Raw genomic sequence first — 19,870 nt, forward strand, 5'->3', positions numbered from 1 at the left:
GGCGCGCCGACCGCCGGGTGGATCACCGGGCAGGGTGACGGAGATGGCGCTCACCGGTCCGTACCCCGGACCAGCACCTGGACGCGGCTGACGTGGCGGCGCACGCAGGCGGCGGCGCCGTCGGCGTCGCCCGCCCTGATGGCTTCGAGCATCTCGGCGTGCTCGGTGACGTTCTTGGCGATCCGGTCGGGATGCGCCTCCAGCACGGCGACGCCCATCCGCAACTGCCGGTCCCTGAGCTGGTCGTACAGCTTGGAGAGGATCTGGTTGCCCGCGTTGCGCACGATCTCGGCGTGGAAGCACCGGTCGGACACGGCGACCGCCCCGAGATCCCCCTCCTCGGCCCGCTGCCGCTGCTCCTCCAGCAACTCCTCCAGCCGCGCGAGGAACGCCGCGGACGCGGGCACGGCCTTCCGTACGGCGAACTCCTCGACCAGCAGCCGGGTCTCGACGACATCCGCGATCTCCTGCGCGGAGACGGCGAGCACGAGCGCGCCCTTCTTCGGGTAGAGCTTGATCAGCCCCTCGACCTCCAGCTTGAGCAGCGCCTCGCGCACGGGGGTACGGGACACCCCGACGGCCTCGGCCAGCTCCCCTTCGGTGAGCAGCGTCCCGCCCTCGTAACGGCGGTCGAGTACGGCTTGCTTCACATGGCTGTAGACACGGTCGGCGGCGGGAGGTTGCTTGAGGGGTTGCTTCGGAGCTTGCTTCACAGGAGCGGCAGGGGCAGGGACGGGCGGCATGCACGCATCATAGATACAACAGAGGTGCAACAGAAAATCCATTCCGCCATACGGACGTACACCCCCGCCGAAGACCGGCGACGCGCCCGCCGCACGCCGGAGGAGCCCCCAAGCTCCGACCAGGACCGAGGCTCCACCAGGACCGAGCGCGAGGAGAACACACGTGACCTATGCCCCACAGCCGACACCGGACAGCACGGCGGTACGGGTGGCCCTCTGGCGGGCGATGCACGTACAGGTGGACCCGCCGCCCCACGTGTTCGAGGACGAGATCGGCCTGCGCCTGGCCGCCCCCGACGACGGATGGCGGCGCCGCCCGGACATGGACCCGGACGCCACCAGAGGGTTCCGGGCTGCCATCGTGGCCCGCGCCCGCTTCATCGAGGACCTGGTCGAGGAGCAGGCCCGCCACGGCGTCACCCAGTACGTCGTCCTGGGGGCCGGCCTCGACACCTTCGCCCAGCGCAGGCCGGAACTCGCCGCCCGCCTGCGCGTCTTCGAGATCGACCGGCCGGGCCCCCAGGCCTGGAAGCGGCACCGCCTGACCGAGCTGGGTTACGGGGTCCCCGACCGGCTGCGCCTGGTACCGGTCGACTTCGAGACGCAGGAGGACTGGTGGAGCCACCTGTCCACCGCCGGCTTCGACCCCGGCCGGCCGGCGGTCGTCGTCTCCACCGGCGTCACCCAGTACCTCACCGAGGAAGCCACCACGGCCACCCTGCGCCGACTCGCCGGACTCGCCCCCGGCTCGACGCTCGCCCAGACCTTCCTGCTGCCGGCCGAACTCCTCGACCCCGCCGACCGCCCCGCCCTGGAGGCGACCGCACCGCGGGCGCGGGCGTCCGGAACGCCGTTCGTCAGCTTCTACCCCCCGCGGGAGATGCTGGCCCTGGCCCGCGACGCCGGCTTCCGTAACGTCCAGCACGTACCGGGAACGGCCCTGGCCGACCGCTACTTCGCCGACCGCGCCGACGGCCTCCGCCCGTCGAGCGGCGAGGACCTGCTGGTGGCCACCGTCCGACGCGCCGGGCCGGGGACCGCGCCCAAATGAGATGCGACGAAGACCCCACGCTGCCAGGCTGCGCGCCATGGACCGCGAAAAGATCTCCCGCCTGTCGCACGCCGATCACCCCATCAACAGCCCCCTCGACGACGAGTCGGTGCGCCGGCTGCTCCACCGGACCGTGGTCCGGGGCGACGAACGCGTGCTGGACCTCGGCTGTGGTGAGGCGGCCTGGCTGCTGCGGACCCTGGCCGCCCATCCGGAGGTGACCGCCGAGGGCGTCGACACCTCGGCCCAGCTCCTGGCCAAGGCCCGGAAGGAGGCGGCGGCTCTGGGCGTTGACGACCGCCTCGTACTCCACCAGCGGGACGCCACGGAGTTCACGTCCCCGCGCCCCTTCGACGCGGTGCTCAGCGTCGGCGCCACCCACGCCTTCGGCGGCCTCCTGCCCACCCTCGACGCCGCCCACCAGCACCTCGCCCCCGGTGGCCGCGTCCTGGTCGGCGACGCCTACTGGGAGCGCGAACCCAGCGCCGCGGCCCGCGAGATGCTGGGCGAGTACGAGGACCTGGCGACCACCGTGGACCGCGTCACCGCCCACGGCTGGACCCCGGTCTTCGGGCACATCAGCACACGCCAGGAACTCGACGACTTCGAATGGTGCTGGACCGGCTCCCTGGCGACCTGGGCCCTGGACCACCCCGAGGACCCCGACAGCGCCGAGATCCTCACCGTCGCCTCCACCCACCGCTCGGAATGGCTGAGCTCCTACCGCGACAGCTTCGGCTTCCTCACTCTGGTCCTTCGCCGGTCCTCGGAGTGACCGGAGCGCTCCGGTCACTCCGAGGACCGGCGAAAACGCCTACCGCAGCGCCGGATGTCGATGACGGGCGGGGCGGGCCCCAGGACAGAGCCACCGTGCACCGGAGGCGTGCCTTCGCTTCGGGGACACCCCGCCTCACGACGAAGGGGCACCCCGTTTCCGGAGTACCCCTTGTGACCAGCACGTTCGCTGACCTGGGCGGTGGGTGTGGGATTTGAACCCACGGTGACATCGCTGCCACGACGGTTTTCAAGACCGTTCCCTTAGGCCGCTCGGGCAACCCACCCTCGCCCCGCCCATCAGCGGCGGAGCCACCAGCAGCGGAGCGGCTACAGCCTACCGGCTGACCGGCTCGGGCGCGTAAGCCCTGGCGGGCAGGGGGCGGCCCGGCCGGTGCGGACTAGCGCATATGGCTTGTGGGTACAGGTTGGGAGTGCTGCTGGACGAGCGTGTCTTGCTGCGGCCGTCTGGGGACCTCCGCGATGACGCATGAGCTTGCCCACCACAGGGGGAATGTCCACAACGGGGGGAATGTATGGAGCCGACAGAGTTAGTGGCCGCGGCGGTCCGGCTGGTGGCGTCGTCCGCGGCCGGTGGTGCGGCCTCGGCCGTGGGGACGCGTGTCGGAGAGGTGATCACGCAGCGGTTGGGGCAGTCACCGCAGGGTCGGCGCGCCCTGGCCGAGTTGGAGTCGGCGGACGCCTCGGATGATGACAGAGCGTCCGAACCGGCGCGGGCGGCGGTCAGCAGCGCGTTGCTCGATGAGGTGCTGGAGGATCCCGAGTTCAGGCGGCGACTGGACGAAGCCGTGGCCGAGGCCATGTCGGGGACCCACCAGCCGGTGTCCGCGGGGCAGCCGGGCATCAACATCGGTGGTACCCGTAACAAGGTCAAGGGGAACCTTTCCCTCGGCCCGCTCACGATCCACAACACGCGCACCAATCAGGCGGCAGCCCTTGCCATCCTGCTGATCTTCGCGGTGGCCGCAGTGCTGATCTTCCGCACGAGCGGGGAAGAGAGAGCGTCGGCGCCGTTGAACGATCCCGCCCTGGTGCGGACCGTCGTGCCCGACGAGGGCAGTGTGCCGTCGGGCTGGACCGTGACGGAGCAGCCCAAGGCCGAGCGGTGTGGCGGGCAGGCCGATTGCGCGAAGTTGCTCGGCGGCGCCACAGCCAGTTGGAAGGAGGCCGAACTCGTCGTGTACGCCGCGTCGTCCGAAGGCGCTGCCTCCGATCTCTACTCCGAGTTGCGCACCTCCGTGTCGGAGGAGGACTCCGCGACATCCATGGATGTGGGCGGCTTCGGGGACGACCGCAGTGGATGGCGGCACGGTGAGATCAGCGAGGTGATCGCGCGCAGCGGGACGGTGCTGGTGAGGGCCGCCAGTGGCAAGGACTCCGGTGCCGATGCGGAGAGGCTGGCTCAGGTGGTCGTGGAGCGCGCCGATCAGGCGCAACGTGGCGACACCCCGAGCGCGTCCATGCGTGATTAGGCCTGGTCCGGATGGTGATTCCGCGCCCACGTGGCCGTTGCCCCGGCGCTGCGGTTCGCGGAGAAACTGGCGGGCGTCGAGGCGGCGCCGAAAGGTCCGTCGTCCGGGGCATGGTGCCGCTGGTCGACACGTTGTGGGCTGACGCGTCGCGGTCAGGGCTGAGAGGCTGGAGCCTCCGGGCCCTTCACCGACGAGGTACACGTGACACCTTCACGCGATACGCATGCCACCGGGCGCCGCCATCCCCGCCTGGGTCGCTGGTTCACACCGCGCGGCTCTCGTACCTTCATTCTCGGGATATGCGTGGCCGTCGGGGGAATCTCGGGCTCGATACGGGGCGCGATGGACGGTATGGGGATCCTCGAAGTCGCCGGACTGCTCGGACTGGGGATCCTCGGGGTGGTACTGACCGTCAGTTACGTCGTGCTGTACGCCAAGGAGAAATGACCGCCCGTGTGTCCGGGCGGGGCTCAATCGGCGGGCGGGGCCGGCGCGCGCGGTGCTCGGTCGGCGGGCGGGGAGCTCCACCGGAGGCCCGACAGGGCCCGCGCCCGCGCCTCCACCACCGCCATCCGCGCGTCGCGTTCGGCCGGATCGGTGTGGGCCGGCCGGCTCGTCGACTGGCCGGGCCACTTGCGGTACAGGAGGCCCACATCGGACGTGAACCAGCCCCGGCTGACGGCGTTCAGCGCGAGCAGCAGTCCGGTGTCCACGGAGGCCGGCAGCGCCATCCAGCCGCCGAGCGCGAGGACGAGATGGCGGCGGGCGAAGAGGGTGCCCGGGACGACCTGGGGCCGGTAGTCGTTCGCCGACCAGTGATCAAACAGGGCGCCCTGCTCGATCACTCCCTCGTCGGGGTCCCCCAGGAAGCCCGCCGTGGAGCCGTCGGGCAGCAGATCCAGCGCCCGCGACGTCGCCCAGCCGATCGTGGGGTCCCCCTCCAGCGCGGCCAGGTCACGGGCGGGCGTGCCCGCCGTCAACTGGTCGTCGGCGTCCAGGACCTTGACGTACTCGCCGTCCGCCAGCGCGAGCGCGAGCGTACGCGCCGTACCCGGGCCGCCGGGCCGCTCCTGGGTGAAGGTCACCCGCGGATCGTCGGGCACGTACGGGGCGACCTCGTCGCTCCGGCCGTCCTCCTGGATCAGCCAGTGCCACTCCCACCCCTCGGGCAACTCCTGTGCGAGCAGCGACGTGTACGCGTCCGGCAGGAAGTGCGCGGACGGGGCGTGTACGGCGGTAATGACGATGATGCGCCGGCGCACGGCACTCACCACCTTTCAGAGGCGTGACGAAGAGCATTTCCGTGCGGTCACCGGACAACGTGACCTCGGACCTCTCCACCACACGGCCACCGATGTCGTACGACGTCTTCCGGAGCAGCAGGACCGACGTCCCCGGCGGCAGCTCCAGCTCCGCCGCCTCCTCGGGCGTCGGCGGCCGGGCGGTCAGCCGCTCCTCGATGCGGTCCAGTTCGATGCCGACGGAGAGAAGCTGGTTCTGCGTGCCGCCCGGCCAGGGTTCGTTGGCCGCGTCCAGGAGATCGGGGTTCGACTCGACCAGCGCGCGGACGAGGTACGAGGTGACCAGCGCGAACGGCGCGGTCTCGGCCGCGTACCGCGTCCGGTACGTACGCTCCACCAGGGCGCTGTCCTTCAGGAACGCCGAGCACCTCGGCCAGCCGCTCGTCCGCCTTGGTCTCCCGATAGGCCGCCTGAAAGACGAGATCGTCGACACGGAGGCCGGTGGCATGCTCGGTGGAGCCCGTCGCCAGCCGCTCGGCCTCCGGCCGACGCGCCCGGTCCTTCTCCCACTGATGACGGTCGCTGCTGCGCAGCACTTTCGTACGGGCGTGGCGGACGAAGTTGCCCCGTCCGTGCCGCTTTTCGACCAGCCCCTCGTCCTGGAGCACCCGGAGAGCGTCACGGATCGTGGGGACGCTCCGGCGGTAGCGCTCCGCGAGCTTCGTCTCTGAAGGCAGCCGGTCACCGGGTCGCGGCTCACCCTCGCGGGATGGACTCCCGCAGGTCGCCCGCGATCCGCTCGTACGCCTTGGGCATGTGTGCTCACCGCCCTCTCGTACGACGGCGCCAGGAACGACTCCTCAAGAGGTCCTGACGACTCGTGGAACTCCCTCCCTCACACCACCCGAAACAGTCATCGGCGAAAAGATTCAGACATAAGAATCTAGGACCTGGATACAAAATGCCCATTATCGAAGTAATTAACGAAATGGATTGATTCACCCCGCGACGGGAATACCATCCCTGGGTACCACTTACACCATGTGAGCATCAGTCGTCCCCTCGCCACACAGGCCCCAGAACGATCAACCCGCGCCGGCCGACATCTTCCGCGCCGCCGGGCATTGCGGACCTCCCCGATTCTCACGTGGTGTCGTACGCGCAACACAAAGCGCCCCGTCGGGGCGAAATGGGGGAAGTACATGTCGTATTCACGCGGCATAACGGAAGTCCAGGTCAGCAGAGGAATCCTCTGGGTGGGAGCGGAGACCTATCCGCTGCGCAACATCGCCCGGACGTCGATGAAGGTAGTGACGCCCAATCGTCGTGGGGCGAAGATCCAGTTCGCGAAAAGACTCGTGCGTGAGCTCATCCTGATGTCCATCGCGTTCGGGATCATGCAGGCATCCACGCTTTTCGGCACCGTGATCCTGCTTCTCGCTCTCGGACTGATCGCCCGCAGCATCCACGAGCTGTACAGGACGCTGACCGCTCCCACCCTTCACGTTCTTGAACTGACTACTTCGGGAACTCCGCAGACCGCGCTCGTCAGTGACGACAAGAAAGAGATGGACAACGTCTTCCAGCAGGTCATGGCAGCGATGGACAACCCTGAGGTCCAGTTCCATTACCAGATGCAGACCTACAACATCAACGGCGACAGCATCTACCAGGTCGGCGACAAAAACGTAGGCAAGGTGACCACGTGAGCGGCGACAGCGTCACACAGTTCGGCAACTTCAACATCGGCATCGTCAAGAGCCAGGGACCGCTGGACGCGCGAACGGCCCACGCGCAGATGGTCAACGCGGCGCTGGCCCTTCGCGGTCAGGTGCAGGGAGCGGACCAGGCGGTCATCGACGACTCCCTGAGCGTCATCAACCATGACGGCCCGGTGGACCGGCAGAGGTTCCGTCAGGCACTGGCCAACATCGGCGGAATCGCCGCGCTGGTCGGTGGAGTGGGCGTACCGGTGATCGAGGCCATCAGCCGGCTGATGGAGGCTTTCGGGCTGCAATAGGCATGAGGCCAGACCAGACCAGGCCAGGCCCTGCGCGCAACCGGCCACGGCGGTGGGACAGGACGTGGTGGGACGCGAGGAGGCGGGGCACCGGAATGGTCCGGTGCCCCGCCTCACCTGCTCTTACATGGCCTTACGGGGAAGCCTGCGGGGAGCTGGGGAAGCTCCCCGCAAGGCCGCGGCGGCCCGCTGGCGCCGCGGACGGCTCAGCTTTCGCCCTCGCGTTCGCCCAGGGTGACCTGGGCCGTGGACTCCTTGCCGGCGCGCTTGTAGGTGATGGTGACCTTGTCGCCCGGCTTGTGGGTCCAGATCAGGCCGATCAGGGTCGGGCCGCTGTCGATCGGGAGGTTGTTGAACTTCGTGATGACGTCGCCCGCCTTCAGGCCGGCCTTGGCCGCAGGGCCGTTCGGGGAGACGGCGGGGCTGCCCCCCTCGCCGTTCGCCGCGATCGTGGCGCCCTCACTCGTCTCGCTCATCGTGACCGTCGCGCCGATCACCGGGTAGACCGGCTTGCCGGTCCTGATGAGCTGCTCCGCGACGTTCTTCGCCTGGTTGACCGGGATGGCGAAGCCGAGGCCGATCGAGCCCGCCTGGGACTGACCCAGGCCGCCGCTTCCCGCCGACTGGATGGCCGAGTTGATGCCGATGACCGCGCCCCGCGCGTCCAGCAGCGGGCCGCCGGAGTTGCCGGGGTTGATCGACGCGTCGGTCTGGAGGGCGCTCATGTACGAGCTGCTGGAGCCCGAGCCGTCACCGGAGGCGACCGGACGGTTCTTGGCGCTGATGATGCCCGTCGTCACCGTGTTGGAGAGGCCGAAGGGCGCGCCGATCGCGATCGTCGTGTCGCCGACCGCCACCTGATCCGAGTTGGCGAGGGGAAGGGGGGAGAGGCCGGCGGGCGCGTTCTTCAGCTTCACGACCGCGACGTCGTACCCCTCGGCCCGGCCCACGACCTCGGCGTTGTACTTCTTGCCGTTGGAGAAGGTCGCGGTGAGGTCACCGCCGTCGGCCGCGGAGGCCACCACATGGTTGTTGGTGAGGATGTGGCCTTCCTTGTCGTAGACGAAGCCGGTGCCCGTACCGCCCTCTCCGTTGCCGCCCTTCGCGTCGATCGTGACGACGCTCGGCAGCGACTTGGCGGCCACCGAGGCGACCGTACCCGCGTCACGCTTGGCTTCCTTCGGCGTGTCCGCCGCGGAGACGGTCGTGGAACCCGCGCCGCCGCTGTCGTTGTTCTCCGCCGCCCAGTAACCGATCCCGCCGCCGACCCCGCCCGCGACGAGCGCGGCCACCAGTACGGCGGCGATGAGCCCGCCCCCGCGTCCGCGCGGCGGCTTCGGCGGCTCGTGCCCCGGCACCGGCGCGCCCCAGGAGCCGCCGTCACCGCCGCCTCCGTAGGAGGGGAGTACGGGCGGGGGCGGCGGCCAGCCGGCCCCCACGGGCTGCGCCGCGGTGGGCGTACCCACGGACGCGCCCGCCGGGACGGGCCCGTGGGGCGGCGTGGGAGCCGCGTACTGCGGCGCGGGGTAGGCGGGGGCCGCGTACGGGGACGGCGGTGCCTGGCCCGGCTGCTGCGGCGCGCCCGCGGGCTGCTCCGGCGCGGCGCCCGTCGGCTGGGAGGCCGTCGGGTGCGGGGGCGTCGGGTGCGGGGGCGTCGGGGCCGGGCCCGGCTGCGCGTCTGTGGGCGTCCGGTCCGGCTGCTGGTCCATGGGCTCGGGCGCGGCCTCTCGTGCGACCTCTCGCGGAGCGGACGCGGGTGTGCCCGCGGGAGCGGCATCCGGTACGGGAGGTACGGACGGGACGGCGGGGCCCGCGGTGCCCTCGTTCTCGGTGCTCACAGCTCTTTCTCCTCGGTTCCACTCGGTCTTCGGCAAGAGTCCGCTGTGCAAGTGTCTGCGGTCAGCTTTTCCCACAGCACGTCAGACCACTGTAAGCAGGACCTGTGTATCTGCCTGCCAACCTTTACTCCGGACATTACGGACAGCTCTGGAGAAGACCCCGGAACGGCCCCCGTCGAACACCCGTCTACCCCGTCACGATGACACCATGACGCGGTGACCCAAGCACGACAGCACAGCATCCAGGTCGTCGCCCACCGCGGAGCCTCGGAGGACGCCCCCGAGCACACCCTGGCCGCGTACACGAGAGCCATCGAGGACGGCGCGGACGCCCTTGAGTGCGACGTACGGCTCACCGCCGACGGCCATCTCGTCTGCGTCCACGACCGTCGCGTCAACCGCACCTCCAACGGACGCGGCGCGGTCTCCGCCCTGGAACTGGCCGATCTCGCGACGCTCGACTTCGGCTCCTGGAAGGACAGCGAGGAGAGCCCGGACTGGCGGGACCCGGAGTTCACCTCCGTACTGACGCTGGAACGCCTCCTCGAACTCGTCGCGGACGCCGGCCGCCCCCTCCAGCTCGCCATCGAGACCAAACATCCCACCCGCTGGGCCGGCCAGGTGGAGGACCGGCTGCTGCACCTGCTGCGCCGCTTCGGCCTGGACACTCCGGGCGACACGGACTCCGGCGTACGGATCATGAGCTTCTCGGCGCGCTCGCTGCACCGGATCGCGAACGCCGCGCCCCAGCTCCCGACCGTGTACCTGATGCAGTTCGTCTCGCCCAGGCTGCGCGACGGACGGCTGCCCGCCGGCGCGCGCATCGCCGGGCCCGGGATGCGCATCGTCCGTAACCATCCCGGCTACATCACCCGGCTGCAGCAGGCGGGCCACCGCGTCCACGTATGGACGGTGAACGAACCGGAGGACGTCGACCTCTGTGTACGTCTCGGAGTCGACGCGATCATCACCAACCGGCCCCGTCAGGTGCTGTCCCAGCTCGGCCGGCCCGTCTGACGCCTCCCGTACGCGACCGCCTGTGGGATACGGACGGTTACGGGGTGTGCACCGGCGCGTTCGTCGTAAAGGCGATCGGTACGAGTGCGTCAAAGGCTCTCGTCCGGCCGGTTTCCGGCTCAGGCCGTTGGGGCATTCACACCGTGGCGTGGGGCAAAGGAGGTCTCGGGGGTGGCGTTTGTGGTGACACAGGAAGTACCCACGTCGTCTTGCATGGCCGTTCCCCATGGCCCTGCGGGCGTGGGTAAGGCGCGACACCGTATGCGGGAGCAGTTGAGCCGCAGCGGAGTGTCGGAGTCGGTCGTCGACGATGCCGTACTGATCCTTTCCGAACTGGTCAGCAACGCGTGCCGGCACGGCAGGCCGCTGGGGCATTCGGAGATCGGCGACGGCGACATCCGCGCGGAGTGGCGCGTCGACAAGGCGGGGCGGCTGACGGTCGAGGTGACGGACGGCGGCGGCCCGACCCGGCCCATTCCGGCCACACCCTCGGTCACGGCCCGCGGCGGCCGCGGACTGAACATCATCTCGGCCCTGGCACAGGAGTGGGGCGTACGGGACAGCGCGACCGGTGAGGTCACCGTCTGGGTGATCGTCACCGAAGGGCACCGCCGCGAGGACTTCGCCACGCGCGTCACGGCCCCCGCCCTGACGGGGCTCGGCGATCTCGACGACCTCGACGGGCTGGAGAGCCTGGAAGGTATGGGCGGCCTGGACGGCTTCGAGGGGCTGGACGGGCTCGACGGCCTCGGCCGGATCGACGATCTCGGCGGGCTGGATTTCGCGGACTCCCGCGACGACAAGGACTGACGCGCCGCGAAGGACTGACGCGCCCCGGCCCTGGCCCCGGCCCCGGCCCTGGACACACCGTCCCGGACGCCGTCCCCCGTCCGTGGCGCCGTATCCCTTCCGTATCCCTTCCGTATCCCTTCCGTACCCCTCGTCCGTACGTGTCCGTACGTGTCCGTACGTGTCCGTACGCCCGGACGAGGGGGTACGGACGGCGCTCGGGCCGCCCCCGCGCTCCCCCCGTCAGCCCCGTAAGCCCCGTACGGCCGGGCCCTGTCCGAGCGGGACGCTAGGCTCGCGGCGACACCGCATCGCCGTTCCCGGGAGAAAGCCACCATGGCCAAGAAGCGCCCCCAGACGAAGGCCGCGAAGGCTCAGCTCAAGGACGGCCCCGTCCCGGTGGTGGGGGCCCGCGAGCCCTGCCCGTGCGATTCGGGCCGCCGCTACAAGGCGTGTCACGGCCGCGCCGCCGCGCACGCCGTCACCGAGCTGGTCCAGCGCCCCTTCGAGGGCCTGGCCGGTGAGTGCGACTGGGTCGCGCTGCGCGAACTGGTGCCCGCCGCCACCGTCGAGCTGACCCTCAAGGACGGGCTGCCCGAGGGCGTGCCCTCCGTGACGCTCGCGACCGTCCTGCCGATGGCCTGGCCCGCGCTGCGCCGCGACGACGGCTCCGTCCTGCTCGCCCTCCAGAACGACACGTCGTCCGGCGATCTGAGCCGCGACCTCGCCGACACCCTGCTGCGCGCCCTGGCCTCCGAGCCGGGCCAGCCGGTGGCCGCCCACCGGGTGCCCGCCGACGGCCCCCGCCTCCAGGACCTGCTGGACCCCGCGGCGCCGTTCACCCCGGTCGTGCACTCCGGGTTCGAGTTCTGGGTGCCGGACGCGGAGAACAGCTCGGCGGAGGTGACCGCCTCCCTGGAGCGCGCCAACGCCGCCGCCATCCCGACCTCCCTGCTCTCCGGCACGGACGCCGCGTACTGGTGCGAGACGCCGGAGAAGAACCACCTCCGCTGGGTCATGCCGCACCCCGAGGAGAAGCTGCTGGACGCGCTCGCGCGGCTGCACGCGGCGGGCACGTCGAGCCTCGGCGAGGGGACCCGGCTGGTCGGCTCCTTCCGGGCGCACGGCCTCACCGTCCCGGTGTGGGACCTGCCGAGCGCGATGGGCGCGGAGGAGTGCGAGAAGCCCGCGGCGGAGTTCGCGGAGCGGCTGGCGGCGGCCCTCGCCGACGACGCGCCGCTGACGGGCGAAGAGCGCCGGGCGCGCGGCGGCCTCACCAACCGCCAGGTGACGCTGAGCTGAACGGAGCCGCGCGGAGGTGAGCGGAGCCCGCCGGACCATGGTTCGGCGGGCTGATGCGCGCCGGGGCGATCAGCGCCCGAAGGAGGCCGCGTACCCCCGAGGGGTTGCGATCCCAAAGGGTTCCACGGAAGTCCACAGAAGTTCACAAGAGTTCGGTGATACCAGTCACACTTTGCCGTACTGGCAAGTAATTCGTTGTCCGAATACGCCGGATCGAATTTGCTAACCGCCGATCTCTTGTTACCGTTCTAGAAGCCCGGTCGCTGGTGCATCCCCCGTCGCCAGCGACCGGGCGTTCGCGTTCCCGGTTCCGTCCGCCGCTGTCGGCCGTCGGGTCAATCGGCCGCGGGGCCGGGGGAGTTGCTTCCCGAACGCAACAGCAGGGGCCCCTCGTGCGCCCCGCTCCCGCTCTTCCCCGGCGCCGCGAACTCCGCCATCGCCAGATAGCCGGAACGCTTTCCCCGGGACGGCTCACGCGGCGTTTCACAGGTCGCCGGTTCGTCGTCCGCCGCGATCGCGCAATGCGTCTGTACGGTGCGCCCGCCCGGGCCCATCAGGCTGAGTACGGCGAGCAGTTCACCGCCCGTCGCATTGCGATAGTAAGTACGGCCCCAGGTGTCGCCGCCCGCGGCGGGACCATCGGCCAGGACGCATGTCTGCGCCTCGACGCCTTCGGGAGAGACGACTTCAGGCCCGCACAGCTCGACGGTCCGCACCGGCGTGTCCGTGCGCGACTCGTTGTCCGCACCCGGTCCGGTGTCCGTGCGCGAGCCGGTGTCCGTACCCGACCCGGTGTCCGTACGGGCCGTCGCGTCGGTGGCGCCCGTACGCGACCGTTCGTCCTCGGTGACCGGCGCGGCGGCCGGTTCGGGGGCGGCGGGCCCTGGGCCGGCCTCGGGGCCGAGGGAGCTCAGAGAGCCCAAGGAGTCCAGGGAAGGGCCCAGGGAGCCCGCGGAGGCCACCAGCGGCACCAGTGCGGCGCACACCACGGCGGCCGAGAGCCCGATCATGCGGAGATTCATGGTGGGCCGAAGATAACGGCGGAACAGGCCGCTCAGGGACACCGCGCGGCCACTTCCCGGACAACTCGGCCCGGCTCACACCCGTACGAGTGACACCGCTGCCGTACGCGCCGAAGCGGGAGCCGCCGCACGACAGGACGACCCGGGCGAGCCGGCCCTTCCGGGCACTCCCGGATCCGGGCCGTCCGAGCCTCCCGGATCCGGTCTGTCCGGGCCCTCCCGGAGCCGGGCCGTCCACGCGTCGCCGGGCGCCTGTCTCAGTAGGCGAGCCTGCTGCCGCCGTCCGGCGCTCCTGTGCTCGCCTCCACCAGCGCGTCCACGACCGCCTCGACATCCGGCAGCCAGGGCGCGGCGGACCCCGCCATGGGCTCCCGCTCCCAGCGGACCTGCCCGCCGGCCGCCTCGGACGGCGGCAGGACGAGATAGCCGCCCTCTCCGTGGAACCGCAGCGAACTGGGCACCCAGTCCTTCGCGTACAGCAGCTCGCCGAGCTGTTCGAGGGTGTACGGGGCCACCAGCAGCGACCAGCGCGTGGGCGTCGCCACGACCGGGCCGAGCCGCATGCCCATCCGGTCCAGCTCCACCAGCGCCCGCGCTCCGGCGACGGCCGGCAGGCTCACCCCGCACGGCGCGGCGCCACCGGTGGCCAGCACGATCGGGGCCGTGGGGCGGTTGTTCCACCACCAGCGCACCATGCGCGCGTCGGTGGTCGCCGCGAGCAGTCCGGGATCGAAGGGGTGGGCGCCGGGTACGACGCATTCGGGGTCGGGGCAGGCACAGCCCGGGCCGCGGGTCCCCCGTCCGCCGGCCGCTTTGAGGCCGACGCCGGGAAGTACCGGCCAACCCCACTCCGAGGCGCAGATGAGCGCCGCGTCGAGCTGGGCAGGACTCTTCTTGCTCCCCTTGCGCCGGAGCCGGAGCCTGCGTCGCCTTCCGAGGATCTCGCGCATGAGCGCTCGTTCCTTTCCGTTGAACGCCGAGGTCCACATGACACTGACACCCTGCGTGTGCATGTGTGTGCATCACTTCACCGTGCGTACATCCAACGCTCGGCCGCCCCCTGCCCGAGGCGCCGACCGTCCTTCCTGGTCCGCGGCGCGTCGCACCGTACCTGGACCGATCACGGACGGTCGTCGTTACTTCTTCGGTTCGTCGCTTCGTCGCGTGGTGCGAACGGGGTGGAACGTGTGGCGAGGGGTGGCGTGCGCATGGCGCTTGCTGTTCCGCTGTCGCGTGTCGCGCTTGGTAGGGCGCTTGGTTTCCCGCTGTCCCGCTGTGCTTTTCTCGCCACTCCGGGGGATGGGCTGTGGCCTACGGCGGTTAAGACGCCAAGGCCCGCCGCCAGGTTCCGGGGCGGTCCCAACTGCCCCTGTCCGTCACCGTTTACGTACCCCGCATGTTCGGAATGACGCTCACGTTCGGAATGACGCTCCATGGCGCTCCACCAGGGTCGTTGTGGAACTCAGCCCTGGCAGGCCCCCTGTTGAACACCCTCAGTCGATCGCAAAACATGGTCAGGGGGGTCATTTTTTGGACAACTTCAGGATCCCACAGAAACCCACCACTGCGCCAGGACAATGCTGGACATTGCATCTGCTGTGCGTGTACATGTGGATGCAATGCCAGCCGCGCAGAATGACATGGGGGTTTGCGATGCTATTGAGCGAAACGCACCCATCGGGGAGCGACCGCCATGGGCGCCCCTAACCTGCCGAAAGTGGCTGGAATCGATTCAGCGATCACCGCTTCCGCGCACACTGCCGCGCCGCGCGACGTCATTCCGGCCCCGCCGGGCGCGCTGATCCAGGACCGGCTGGCCGGCTGGGTCTCGGATCTGACCACGCTCCACGAACTCGTGGAGCGTCTGTCCAGAACCGGTTCGCGGGAGGCCGCGCTCGACGAACTGCTGCGCGCCGGGGCCGCCCTGGTCGGCGCCCCACGCGGCCTGGTGGTACTGGAACCGGCCGACGGGCTCGGCCCCGTCACCACCGTCGGCCTCGGCCTCTCGCACGCCGAACTCGGCCATCTGGAGACCGTGCCGCGCCACGCGAGTGCGTACGGCAGGCTGCTCCTCGACGGCGCCGGATCCGACTCCGGGTCCGGGTGCGGGTCCGACTCCGGGTCCGGGGCCCCCACCGGGTCCGGCTCCGGGGCCGTCGCCGGATCCGAGTCCGCCCGGTCGGCCGACGGCGTGGCCGAACCCGATCTGTTCGCGGACCCGGCAACGGACCCGCGCCGACGCGAGGTCGCCACCCGCCTCGGCTACGGGGCGAGTTACGCCGTACCCCTGCGCACGGATTCGGCCACGGAGGCGACCCCGGCGCGCTCAGGACAGCTCGGCGTGGCCGTCTGGTTGTACGACGAGCCCGCCGAACCGGCGGAGCGCCGCCGCCATCTCATCGGCCTCTACGCCCGCCACGCCGCCGCCCACCTCGCCCGGCTGCTGGAGCTGGAACGGACCCGCGCCCGGGCCACCGCCCTCGCCGAGGAGTTGCGGCCCGGCCGGCTGCCCCGGATCCCCGGCGTACGGCTGGCCGCGCGCCACGCCGGCTTCGGCGCGTACGGGCACGATCACGGGCGCGGATACGGCGGCGACTGGTACGACGCGCTGCCGCTCCCCGAGGGCGCCCTGAGCCTGTCCGTCGGCTCGGTCAGCGGCTCGGGGCCCGGCGCGCTGGCCGCCGCGGCGCGACTGCGCGCCGCCCTGCGCGCGTACGCCGTGATGGAGGGCGAGGACCCCGTCGCCGTACTCTCCGACCTGGAACTGCTCCTCCGGCTCACCGAACCCGCCCGTACGGCCACCGCGCTGTTCGCCTACGCCGAGCCCGGGCCACGCAAGATCGTGTTCGCCGGGGCGGGACACGCGCCACCGCTGGTCGTCGGGGGCCGGCGTACCGAATACGTCGAGACGACCCTGTCCGCGCCGCTCGGAATGCTCTCCTGCTGGCAGGCTCCGAGCGTGGAACTGTGGGCGGCGTCGGGCGAAACGTTGCTGCTTTACACAGATGGGCTGCTGCGCCGTACCGGAGCTCCTATGGACCGCGCCTTCGCGCGGCTGCACGCGGCGGCGGCGAGCGTACCCGCGTCCGCGCGGAACGATCCGGGGGACGTCGCGGACCATATCCTGCGGACCCTGTTCCCCGAAGGCCGACAGGAAGGCCGGCGCGAGGGCCGACAAGAAGGCCGGCACAAAGAACTGCGTGAAGGACCGCGGGAAGGCCGACACGAAGGACCGCGGGAAGAAGACGACGGGGACGTCGTGCTGCTCGCTGCCCGCTTCGACTGATTCCTCACAGAAACCCGCCCCTCTTCCCGTCACACATACGATGGAAAAAATGGGCTTTCGTACGAGGAGAAGACGTGGCTGAAGAGCTCACCCCGGAGACACCCGACCCGGAAGCGGAGACCTCCGGATCGGCGGAAGAACCCATCAAGCAGCGGAAGAACGGTCTGTACCCCGGCGTGTCCGACGAGCTCGCAGAGAACATGAAGTCCGGCTGGGCCGACACCGCGCTGCACGGCCTGCGCCCCATCCCGCAGGCGGCCGAGACCGCCGCCCGCCGCGCCGCCCTCTCCGCGCGCTTCCCCGGCGAGCGCCTGGTGGTCCCCGCGGGGAACCTGAAGACCCGCTCGAACGACACCGAGTACGCGTTCCGCGCGTCCACGGAGTACGCGTACCTCACCGGCGACCAGACCCAGGACGGCGTCCTCGTCCTGGAGCCGCACGACGGAGGGCACCGGGCGACCGTCTACCTGCTGCCGCGCTCCAACCGCGAGAACGGCGAGTTCTGGCTCGACGGCCAGGGCGAGCTGTGGGTCGGCCGCCGCCACTCGCTCGACGAGGCGGAGCAGCTTCTCGGCCTGCCCGCCAAGGACGTACGGGAGCTGCCAGCGGCGCTCACGGCGGCCACGGGGCCCGTCCGTGCCGTCCGTGGACACGACGCGGGGATCGAGGCGGCGCTGGCCGACAAGGTCACCGCCGAGCGCGACGAGGAGCTGCGCGCCCATCTCTCCGAGGCGCGCGCCGTGAAGGACGCCTTCGAGATCGGCGAGCTGCAGAAGGCCGTCGACTCGACCGTCCGGGGCTTCGAGGACGTCGTACGGACCCTCGACAAGGCCGAGGCGACCAGCGAGCGCTACATCGAGGGAACCTTCTTCCTGCGCGCCCGCGTCGAGGGCAACGACATCGGTTACGGCTCGATCTGCGCGGCGGGCCCGCACGCGACCACCCTGCACTGGGTGCGGAACGACGGCGACGTACGCTCCGGCGACCTGCTGCTGCTCGACGCCGGTGTGGAGACGCACACCCTCTACACCGCCGACGTCACGCGCACGCTGCCGATCAACGGCAGCTACAGCGAGATCCAGCGGAAGATCTACGACGCGGTGTACGAGTCCCAGGAGGCGGGCATCGCGGCGGTCAGGCCCGGTGCGAAGTACCGGGACTTCCACGACGCCTCGCAGCGCGTCCTCGCCGAGAAGCTGGTCGAGTGGGGGCTGCTGGAGGGCCCGGTCGAGCGGGCCCTCGAACTGGGGCTCCAGCGCCGCTGGACCCTGCACGGCACCGGCCACATGCTCGGCCTCGACGTCCACGACTGCGCCGCCGCGCGGCGGGAGGCGTACGTGGACGGGACGCTGGAGCCGGGCATGTGCCTGACCGTCGAGCCGGGCCTCTACTTCCAGGCCGATGATCTGACCGTGCCGGAGGAGTACCGGGGGATCGGCGTCCGGATCGAGGACGACATCCTCGTCACGGAGGACGGGAACCGGAACCTGTCGGCCGGTCTGCCGCGCCGGGCGGACGAGGTCGAGGCCTGGATGGCGGCCCTCAAGCAGTCCTGACCCGCCGCGGCCCGCTCCTGGTGGGCCGCTCCCGGCCGGCCTCTTCGGTCGGCCGGAAGCGGCCTACGGGGACCGGGCCGCCGCCGGGATCCGGTTCGCGGGCGTCAGCCCACGCTCAGCAGGGCGTCCCCGCGCCATTTGAGGACCTTGTCGAAGCTGACGACGGCGCCGTGCCCCGGCCGGTTACGGACGTGCACGTGGTCGGCGAGCTGCTCGATCATGTGGAGCCCGCGGCCGTTCTCGGCGGTCGCCGCGGTCGCGGCTGTCGCGGCGGTACGGCGCACCACCCGCCGGGCCGGGAAACCGGGGCCGGAATCGGCCACCTCGATACGGCAACGCTCGCCGTCGAGATACGCGGTCACCCGGTACGCGCCGGGCGCGTCCCCGGAGGAACGTTCATCCCCGCCGTGCTCGACGGCGTTCGCGCATGCCTCGGTGAGGGCGACCGACAGGTCGAACGAGATGTCCGGGTCGACCCCCGCGGTCCGCATGGCGTCGAGCAGAAGGCGCCGGGCGAGCGGAACGCTCGCGGCTTCACGTCGCAAGTGGAGAGACCACCAGATGCTCATGTGTCAGCCTCCTGGCTGCGGCTGTTCAGGCTGCTGCGGCTCGACATACCGATACGTATTGCCCCACCGGCCGCCCTGTAAGCACACGATTGACGTGATAGCCCTCATTCGGCGGATGCGAGGCGGATGCACGGCGTGTATAGGGCGAGCCATGCATGGAAAGGGCTGACATGGGGCAGACGCTGACCTTCCGGACCTGCCCTACGGAGCCGGGTGCCGCAGTGCGATGATGACCCGGCCATGTCCAGTCCCGTCCGCATACATGCCGGAGCCGCGCCGCGGCTGCTGAGGGCCGCGGTGTTCACCGCGGTCTGCGTCCTGCTGTCGGCGACGGGACACGCCGTGGCGGCCTGTGCGCCCGTCCCCTGGTGGACCCTGCTCGTGGGATTCCTGGGGGTCTTCGCGGTCGCGGCGCCGCTGGCCGGACGCGCCCGCTCCACAGGGGCCGTCGTCATCGCCCTGGCGGGCGGTCAGCTCGGTCTGCACACTCTGTTCGGCATCGGCCAGCACCAGATCCGTGTCCCGGCCGGCAGCGACGAGGTACTGATCCGGATGGCCGCGCGATTCGTCTGCGGGGCGGGCTCCGGCCCGCTGAGTCCCGTCGACGCGCAGCGCATCCTGGCCGACGCGGGCGTCGCCGCACCGGGCCCGACGGGCGCGGCAGGGTCGGCGGCGGGCGGCGCCCATCACCACATGGCGACGGTCGGATCCGCGGCCACCGGCCCGCTCACCGCCTCGGGCGAGGGGCTGCTGCCCTCCGTACCGATGATGCTCGCGCACCTGCTGGCCGCCCTCGCGGCCGGCTGGCTGCTGCGCCGCGGTGACCTGGCGCTGCTCCGGCTCGGCAAGCTCTCGGCGGACGGCATCGGCGAGGTCGCGGACAGTGCGCCGCTCCGCGCCCTGCGCGCCGCTCTCGCGCTCGTACGGGCCCTGCGCGCCGGGCTCCCCGGCGTGCCCAGGCCCGAGACCCGCGCCGCGCACGCCTCCTCGCACGGCGCTCACCCGGTGCCGGCCGGGGAAACGCTCCAGCACACGGTGATCAGGCGCGGCCCGCCGGCCGTCTGCGCTCTCGCGGCCTGACGCGACAGACCCCGCCCCACGCACCCACGCACGGCCCGCGCTTTCGCGCGCTCCATCGAGCCGTTCCCGTCGATTCCAGTCGTTTCCGA

At 71.1% G+C, this 19,870-nt stretch carries 17 protein-coding genes, 1 tRNA gene and 1 pseudogene; 11 read left to right on the forward strand and 8 right to left on the reverse strand.

Annotated elements, in window-relative coordinates; translation table 11 throughout:
* Positions 1–50: 50 nt before the first annotated feature.
* Positions 51–743: a GntR family transcriptional regulator gene (locus ACIBJC_RS25045; protein ID WP_399296086.1), complete on the reverse strand. Its 693-nt coding sequence runs from the start codon at positions 741–743 to the stop codon at positions 51–53.
* Between the two features lie 163 nt (positions 744–906).
* On the opposite strand from ACIBJC_RS25045, the gene ACIBJC_RS25050 reads away from it, so the two are divergent.
* Entirely contained in the window at positions 907–1,794 is an 888-nt protein-coding gene (locus ACIBJC_RS25050; RefSeq protein WP_399296088.1) for a class I SAM-dependent methyltransferase, read from the forward strand.
* Positions 1,795–1,831: 37 nt separating this feature from the next.
* Positions 1,832–2,569, forward strand: coding sequence for an SAM-dependent methyltransferase (locus tag ACIBJC_RS25055; RefSeq protein ID WP_399296090.1), 738 nt, complete (start codon positions 1,832–1,834; stop codon positions 2,567–2,569).
* Positions 2,570–2,768: 199 nt separating this feature from the next.
* Here the strand turns inward: ACIBJC_RS25055 and ACIBJC_RS25060 are convergent.
* Positions 2,769–2,855 (reverse strand) — tRNA-Ser (locus ACIBJC_RS25060).
* Positions 2,856–3,122: 267 nt separating this feature from the next.
* On the opposite strand from ACIBJC_RS25060, the gene ACIBJC_RS25065 reads away from it, so the two are divergent.
* Positions 3,123–4,061 carry a hypothetical protein gene (locus ACIBJC_RS25065; RefSeq protein ID WP_399296092.1) on the forward strand — a complete coding sequence of 313 codons (939 nt, stop codon included), beginning with the start codon at positions 3,123–3,125 and terminating at the stop codon, positions 4,059–4,061.
* 470 nt (positions 4,062–4,531) lie between these two features.
* Here ACIBJC_RS25065 and ACIBJC_RS25070 read toward each other — a convergent pair whose 3' ends face one another.
* Positions 4,532–5,323, reverse strand: a complete 792-nt coding sequence (locus ACIBJC_RS25070) for a glycosyltransferase family 2 protein (protein WP_399296094.1) — start codon at positions 5,321–5,323, stop codon at positions 4,532–4,534.
* Positions 5,324–5,336: 13 nt separating this feature from the next.
* Positions 5,337–6,118: pseudogene (locus tag ACIBJC_RS25075) on the reverse strand (GntR family transcriptional regulator); the annotation flags it as partial.
* Between the two features lie 386 nt (positions 6,119–6,504).
* Here ACIBJC_RS25075 and ACIBJC_RS25080 point away from each other — a divergent pair.
* Together ACIBJC_RS25080 and ACIBJC_RS25085 are read left to right on the forward strand one after the other, a co-directional pair.
* Complete coding sequence (locus tag ACIBJC_RS25080; RefSeq protein WP_399296096.1) at positions 6,505–7,011, forward strand: DUF6232 family protein; 507 nt, start codon at positions 6,505–6,507, stop codon at positions 7,009–7,011.
* Positions 7,008–7,322 (forward strand): hypothetical protein, encoded by a 315-nt coding sequence (locus ACIBJC_RS25085; RefSeq protein ID WP_399296098.1) that lies wholly within the window; start codon positions 7,008–7,010, stop codon positions 7,320–7,322. The genes ACIBJC_RS25080 and ACIBJC_RS25085 overlap by 4 nt, the downstream gene beginning before the upstream one ends.
* Before the next feature lie 206 nt (positions 7,323–7,528).
* Here ACIBJC_RS25085 and ACIBJC_RS25090 read toward each other — a convergent pair whose 3' ends face one another.
* The gene (locus ACIBJC_RS25090) at positions 7,529–9,160 is read right to left on the reverse strand and encodes a trypsin-like peptidase domain-containing protein (protein ID WP_399296100.1); all 1,632 of its coding nucleotides are present in this window, start codon (positions 9,158–9,160) and stop codon (positions 7,529–7,531) included.
* A gap of 216 nt (positions 9,161–9,376) precedes the next feature.
* Here ACIBJC_RS25090 and ACIBJC_RS25095 point away from each other — a divergent pair, with 216 nt between their 5' ends.
* The 3 genes from ACIBJC_RS25095 (at position 9,377) to ACIBJC_RS25105 (ending at position 12,268) form a co-directional block, all read left to right on the forward strand.
* Positions 9,377–10,177 carry a glycerophosphodiester phosphodiesterase gene (locus tag ACIBJC_RS25095; RefSeq protein WP_399296102.1) on the forward strand — a complete coding sequence of 267 codons (801 nt, stop codon included), beginning with the start codon at positions 9,377–9,379 and terminating at the stop codon, positions 10,175–10,177.
* A gap of 84 nt (positions 10,178–10,261) precedes the next feature.
* Positions 10,262–10,987, forward strand: coding sequence for an ATP-binding protein (locus ACIBJC_RS25100; protein WP_399296104.1), 726 nt, complete (start codon positions 10,262–10,264; stop codon positions 10,985–10,987).
* 315 nt (positions 10,988–11,302) lie between these two features.
* Positions 11,303–12,268 carry a DUF5926 family protein gene (locus tag ACIBJC_RS25105; RefSeq protein WP_399296106.1) on the forward strand — a complete coding sequence of 322 codons (966 nt, stop codon included), beginning with the start codon at positions 11,303–11,305 and terminating at the stop codon, positions 12,266–12,268.
* A 335-nt stretch (positions 12,269–12,603) separates the two neighbouring features.
* Here ACIBJC_RS25105 and ACIBJC_RS25110 read toward each other — a convergent pair whose 3' ends face one another.
* Positions 12,604–13,290 (reverse strand): hypothetical protein, encoded by a 687-nt coding sequence (locus ACIBJC_RS25110; RefSeq protein ID WP_399296108.1) that lies wholly within the window; start codon positions 13,288–13,290, stop codon positions 12,604–12,606.
* A 257-nt stretch (positions 13,291–13,547) separates the two neighbouring features.
* Complete coding sequence (locus tag ACIBJC_RS25115; protein WP_399296110.1) at positions 13,548–14,240, reverse strand: bifunctional DNA primase/polymerase; 693 nt, start codon at positions 14,238–14,240, stop codon at positions 13,548–13,550.
* Between the two features lie 743 nt (positions 14,241–14,983).
* On the opposite strand from ACIBJC_RS25115, the gene ACIBJC_RS25120 reads away from it, so the two are divergent.
* A complete protein-coding gene (locus ACIBJC_RS25120) occupies positions 14,984–16,576 on the forward strand; it encodes a SpoIIE family protein phosphatase (protein ID WP_399296112.1) in 1,593 nt (530 codons plus the stop codon).
* Positions 16,577–16,650: 74 nt separating this feature from the next.
* A complete protein-coding gene (locus ACIBJC_RS25125) occupies positions 16,651–18,132 on the forward strand; it encodes an aminopeptidase P family protein (RefSeq protein WP_399296114.1) in 1,482 nt (493 codons plus the stop codon).
* A 104-nt stretch (positions 18,133–18,236) separates the two neighbouring features.
* On the opposite strand, the gene ACIBJC_RS25130 is transcribed toward ACIBJC_RS25125, so the two are convergent.
* Complete coding sequence (locus ACIBJC_RS25130) at positions 18,237–18,701, reverse strand: ATP-binding protein (protein WP_399296116.1); 465 nt, start codon at positions 18,699–18,701, stop codon at positions 18,237–18,239.
* 240 nt (positions 18,702–18,941) lie between these two features.
* Between ACIBJC_RS25130 and ACIBJC_RS25135 the strand changes: the two genes are divergently transcribed.
* Positions 18,942–19,781, forward strand: coding sequence for a hypothetical protein (locus ACIBJC_RS25135; protein ID WP_399296118.1), 840 nt, complete (start codon positions 18,942–18,944; stop codon positions 19,779–19,781).
* The last annotated feature ends 89 nt before the right edge of the window (positions 19,782–19,870 follow it).

The organism is Streptomyces sp. NPDC050509 (assembly GCF_044457965.1).
Classification (GTDB): domain Bacteria; phylum Actinomycetota; class Actinomycetes; order Streptomycetales; family Streptomycetaceae; genus Streptomyces.